Below are 4966 nucleotides of genomic sequence, written 5' to 3'. Positions count from 1 at the left end.
GGGCCGGGGCGGTCGCCGGGGCGCGCGTGTACAGCCAGCCGGCCAGGGCGATGACCGCGACGGCGGCGGCGGCGGCGGCGTACAGAAGCGTCCGGCCCGAGGACTTGCCGCGGGCGCCGGCCGCCTGCAGGGTCGAGCCGGCGGAGGTCGGTTCGACAGCGACGGAAGCCGGGGCGACGGGACGCGCGGCCACGGGCGCGGCGGCCATTGCCGGCTCAGAAACCGGGCGGGCCGGCGCGGGCTCGACCGGCGGCAGCGGACGGACGGTCAGATCGGGGGCGGGCGCGACCACGACGGGCGCTTCCTCGACCGCCGCGGCCATGGGCGCGGCCGGAGCCGGCCGGGCGGGCGCGGGCGCGACGGGTTCCGGCGCGGGCCGGGGCGCCGCGCGCGGGATCATCGAACCGCTGAAGATGCCGGCGGCGGGACGGGGCTGCGGCGCGCGCGGCGGTTCCGGCAGCGGCGGCAGGCGGTCGCCCTTCGGCAGCGGGCCGGCGCGGAACACGGTCGCAGGCGGGCGGCCCCACACGACCGGACGGCGGAAGGGCTCGGGCGTCCCGTTCAGGGGCTTGTCGGACTCGGTGGACATTCAGATTCCCGCGCCCCGTCGGGCGCGCCTATCAACGCGGAGGGCGGCCAAGGTGTCCGCCGAAATGGCCCGTTTCGTGACCGGGTCTAGTTCTTCAGACGATAGCCGGTCCTGAACATCCAGCCCACGATGGCGAGGCAGACGAGCAGGAAGCCCAGGGTCGCCGCAAGGCTGACCCCGATGCCGACGTCGCCCGAGCCGTAGAAGGTCCAGCGGAAGCCCGAGATCAGATAGACCACCGGATTGAACAGGGTGATCGTGCGCCACATCGGCGGCAGCATGTCGATCGAATAGAAGGACCCGCCCAGGAAGGTCAGGGGCGTGACCACCAGCATGGGGATCATCTGCAGCTGTTCGAAGCCGTTGGCCCAGATGCCGATGATGAAGCCGAACAGGCTGAAGGTGGTCGAGATCAGGATCAGGAAGGCCAGCATCTCGAGCGGATGCAGGATCTGCAGCGGCACGAAGAAGGCCGCCGTGGCCAGGATGATCAACCCCAGCACCGCCGACTTGGTCGCCGCCGCCCCGACGTAGGCGATGACGATCTCGAGCGGCGACACGGGCGCCGACAGCAGCTCATAGATGGTGCCGGTGAATTTGGGGAAGTAGATGCCGAACGAGGCGTTGAAGATCGACTGGGTGAACAGACTCAGCATGATCAGGCCGGGCACGATGAAGGCGCCGTAGGGCACGCCGTCGATCTCGGTCATGCGGCTGCCGATGGCCGAGCCGAAGACCACGAAATACAGGGCCGTGGTGATCACCGGGGTGACGACCGACTGCCAGACGGTGCGCAGGGCCCGCGCCATCTCGAATTTGTAGATGGCCCAGACCCCGTGGCCGTTGAAGGTCAGACTGTTCATGCCGCGGCCCCCGCCTTGTCCCCGGCCCGATCGTTGTGGACCAGGCTGACGAAGATGTCCTCCAGCGAGCTCTGGCTGGTGTTCAGGTCCTTGAAGGCGATGCCGAGGTCCGACAGCCTGCGCAGCAGCGAGGGCACGCCGGTCTTCTCCAGATTGGAGTCGAAGACGTATTCCAGCTCGTTGCCGTCGGCCTTCAGCGTCGGCGACCATTCGGCCAGTTCCGGCGGCACGGCGGCCAGCGGCTCCTGCAGGTTCAGCGTCAGGGTCTTCTTGCCCAGCTTCTTCATCAGGGCCGAGGTCTCCTCGACCAGGATCAGTTCGCCCTTGAGGATCACCCCGACCCGGTCGGCCATCTCCTCGGCCTCCTCGATATAGTGGGTGGTCAGGATGATGGTGACGCCCTTGTCGCGCAGGCCCCGGACCAGGTTCCACATGTCGCGGCGCAGCTCGACGTCCACCCCCGCGGTCGGTTCGTCGAGGAACAGGATGTCGGGCTCGTGGCTCAGGGCCTTGGCGATCATGACCCGGCGCTTCATGCCGCCGGACAGGGTCATGATCTTCGCGTCCTTCTTGTCCCACAGGCTGAGGTCGCGCAGCACCTGTTCGATGAAGGCCGGATTCGGCGCCTTGCCGAACAGGCCGCGGCTGAAGCTCACGGTCGCCAGCACCGTCTCGAAGGCGTCGGTGGTCAGTTCCTGGGGCACCAGGCCGATCTTCGAGCGGGCGGCGCGGTAGTCGGACTGGATGTCGTGTCCGTCGGCGATGATCGTCCCCGTCGTCGGGGTGACGATGCCGCAGACGACCGAGATCAGCGTCGTCTTGCCGGCCCCGTTGGGACCCAGCAGGGCGAAGATCTCGCCCTTGCTGATCGTCAGGTCGATGGGTTTGAGGGCCTGTAGCCCGGACTTGTAGGTCTTGGTCAGACCCTGGATCGAGATCACCGGTTGCATGCACGCCCTCCGAAGCGGTCCGCAAATATGCGTCCCAAGGCCGCACCTCAAGGCCGGCCCGCGTCAGCGGAGCCATATTCGACCCCGCGAGTTACGGTCGCCGTGCCCAGCCCCCTCGCTTCCCTTCGATCCCGTCTGGCCCGCGCGGGCGATTTCGGACGTCGCAAGTCTCCGATCCTGCGCCGGGTCCCGCCGCTTCACGACCTGCTCGAGCCGGCCTCGCGGATCGGCTACGGCGCACGCGGCTTCGTCTATCTGTCCGCGGGCGTGTTGATCCTGCTGGCGGCCACGGATCTGATCGGGGACGCGGTCGGGACCAAGGGGGCCATCGCCTGGATGGCCCTGCGGCCGTTCGGACGGCTCTGGTTGCTGCTGGTCGGGCTGGGGCTGTCGGCCTTCGTCATGTGGCGGATGTTGCAGGTGGTGTTCGACGCCGATCACGAAGGGATTGACCGGCACGGGCTGATGACCCGGATGAGTCAGGCTTTCAGCGGCATGAGCTACGGCTTTCTCGCCTTCAGCGCCTTCGGCCTGCTGTTCCACGCGCCGGAGAATCCGGCCGCCGCCGACGAAGCCAGAAGTCACGAACAGGCGGCTGTGGTTCTGGCGCTCCCGTGGGGCAATTGGCTGCTGGCCGCCGCCGGCCTGGTCCTGCTGGGCGTCGGGGTCGCCAACGTCAGCCGTGCGTGGCGCGAGGACTTCACCGAGTATCTGGCCTGCTCGCCCAGGACCTGCCGGCGGGTCGCGCCGCTCGCCCGCGCAGGCGTCATCGCCCGGGGTCTGGCCTATATGCCGCTGGCGGTTCTGGTGATCCTGGCCGGGCTGCGGTCGAGGGCCTCGGACGTCGCCACCTTCGGCTCGGCGCTCGATGCGGTCGAGCGCCAGCCCGCGGGGCCGTGGATCCTCGCCCTGGCGGCGCTGGGCTTCATCGCCTTCGGCGCCTTTTCCTTCATCGAGGCGCGGTTCCGCCGCATCCGGCCGCCCCGGAACCTCGCCCTCTGACGCGAGGCCCGGGAACCTGCGCCGTATCTGCGGTATTCATTGGCTGTCGGAGACCGTTTCGCCACGCGCACGCCCGCTTCTGACCCATTCGGAAGGCCGCCCATGTCCCGTCTGACCCTCCTCGCCACATCCGCCGCCGTCCTGACCCTCGCCGCCTGTGGCGGCAACGAGGCGCTGGACCCCTCCGCCGGGTTCGGCCCCAACCCGACCCTGCCGGCGCCCACACGATCGTTGTTTCCGACGGTGAACGTCGCCGACGCCGTCGGCTGGCCGGCGGGTCGGACGCCGGTGGCCGCGCCCGGCTTCCGCGTCCAGCCCTTCGCCAGCGGTCTGGATCATCCGCGCTGGCTGTACCGGCTTCCCAACGGCGACATCCTGGTCGCCGAGACCAACGCCCCGCCCAAGCCCGAGAACCTCGACAGCAAGGCCGAGGGCGGCATTCGCGGCTGGTTCCAGGGCCTGTTCATGAAGAAGGCGGGCGCCCGGGTTCCCAGCGCCAACCGCATCACCCTGTTGCGCGACGCGGACGGGGACGGGACGGCGGAAACGAAGACCGCCTTCCTCGAGAACCTGACCTCCCCCTTCGGCATGGCCCTGGTCGGCGACACCCTCTATGTCGCCAACGCCGACGCCGTGGTGGCCGTCCCCTATCAGGCCGGCCAGACGCGGATCACCGCGACGCCGCGCAAGATCGTCGACCTGCCGGCGCAGCGGAACCACCACTGGACCAAGAGCCTGGTCGCCAGCGCGGATGGATCGCGCCTGTACGTCGGCGTCGGCTCCAACTCCAATATCGGCGAGAACGGGCTGGAGGAGGAGGCGGGGCGGGCGGCGATCTGGGAGATCGATCCCGCGACGGGCGCCCACCGCATCTACGCCTCGGGCCTGCGCAACCCGGTCGGGCTGGCCTGGCAGCCGGACAGCGGCAAGCTGTGGGTCTCGGTCAATGAAAGGGACGAGCTCGGCAACGATCTGGTCCCCGACTACATGACGTCGGTCACCCCGGGCGCCTTCTACGGCTGGCCGTGGAGCTACTATGGCCAGATCGTCGACACGCGCGTGGAGCCGCCGAACCCGGAGATGGTCGCCCGCGCCCTGAAGCCGGACTACGCGCTGGGATCGCACACAGCCTCCCTGGGCCTGACGTTCGGCGAGGGACCGCTGTTTCCGGCGCAGTATCGCGGCGGGGCCTTCGTGGGGCAGCATGGATCGTGGAACCGCAAGCCGCGCAACGGCTACCGCGTGATCTTCGTGCCGTTCGCCAGCGGCGCGCCCGCGGGCCCGCCGCAGGACATTCTGACCGGCTTCATCAATGACCAGGACGAGGCCATGGGCCGGCCGGTCGGCGTGCAGTTCGATCGTCTGGGGGCCCTGCTGGTCGCCGACGACGTGGGCAATGTCATCTGGCGGGTGTCGCCCGCGTCCGCGGCCCCTGTCGCCGCAAGCGCCGGTTCCTGACGAAAAAGCCCCGGCGGATCGCTCCGCCGGGGCTTCGATGTCAGGCGCGGCGGTCAGCCGAGCGGTTCGACCACGATCACCGGGGCCGGGGGCTGGGCCGGAGC

The 4966-nt window shown here is 69.6% G+C and carries 4 protein-coding genes and 1 pseudogene; 2 read left to right on the top strand and 3 right to left on the bottom strand.

What is annotated here, in order from left to right; translation table 11 throughout:
• The 3 genes and pseudogenes from VN378_RS04275 to VN378_RS04265 form a co-directional block, all read right to left on the bottom strand.
• Positions 1-589, bottom strand: a pseudogene (locus VN378_RS04275) (hypothetical protein); the annotation flags it as partial.
• Between the two features lie 86 nt (positions 590-675).
• A complete protein-coding gene (locus VN378_RS04270) occupies positions 676-1452 on the bottom strand; it encodes an ABC transporter permease (RefSeq protein WP_325741300.1) in 777 nt (258 codons plus the stop codon).
• Positions 1449-2402: an ABC transporter ATP-binding protein gene (locus VN378_RS04265; protein WP_325741298.1), complete on the bottom strand. Its 954-nt coding sequence runs from the start codon at positions 2400-2402 to the stop codon at positions 1449-1451. The genes VN378_RS04270 and VN378_RS04265 overlap by 4 nt, the downstream gene beginning before the upstream one ends.
• Positions 2403-2504: 102 nt before the next feature.
• On the opposite strand from VN378_RS04265, the gene VN378_RS04260 reads away from it, so the two are divergent.
• Positions 2505-3404: a DUF1206 domain-containing protein gene (locus VN378_RS04260; protein WP_325741296.1), complete on the top strand. Its 900-nt coding sequence runs from the start codon at positions 2505-2507 to the stop codon at positions 3402-3404.
• 102 nt (positions 3405-3506) lie between these two features.
• On the top strand, positions 3507-4862 hold the full coding sequence (locus tag VN378_RS04255) for a sorbosone dehydrogenase family protein (RefSeq protein ID WP_325741295.1): 1356 nt from the start codon (positions 3507-3509) through the stop codon (positions 4860-4862).
• Positions 4863-4966: the final 104 nt, after the last annotated feature.

Source organism: Brevundimonas sp. (assembly GCF_035561115.1).
Lineage (GTDB): Bacteria > Pseudomonadota > Alphaproteobacteria > Caulobacterales > Caulobacteraceae > Brevundimonas.
Note: the sequence above shows the minus strand (reverse complement) of the source record. Positions and strands in the feature narration are given on the sequence as shown.

What these genes read in the sequence shown, in the direction of transcription:
- VN378_RS04255 (WP_325741295.1), top strand. Translation starts at nt 3,507, where the DNA reads ATGTCCCGTCTGACCCTCCTCGCCACATCCGCCGCCGTCCTGACCCTC.
- VN378_RS04270 (WP_325741300.1), bottom strand. Translation starts at nt 1,452, where the DNA reads ATGAACAGTCTGACCTTCAACGGCCACGGGGTCTGGGCCATCTACAAA.
- VN378_RS04265 (WP_325741298.1), bottom strand. Translation starts at nt 2,402, where the DNA reads ATGCAACCGGTGATCTCGATCCAGGGTCTGACCAAGACCTACAAGTCC.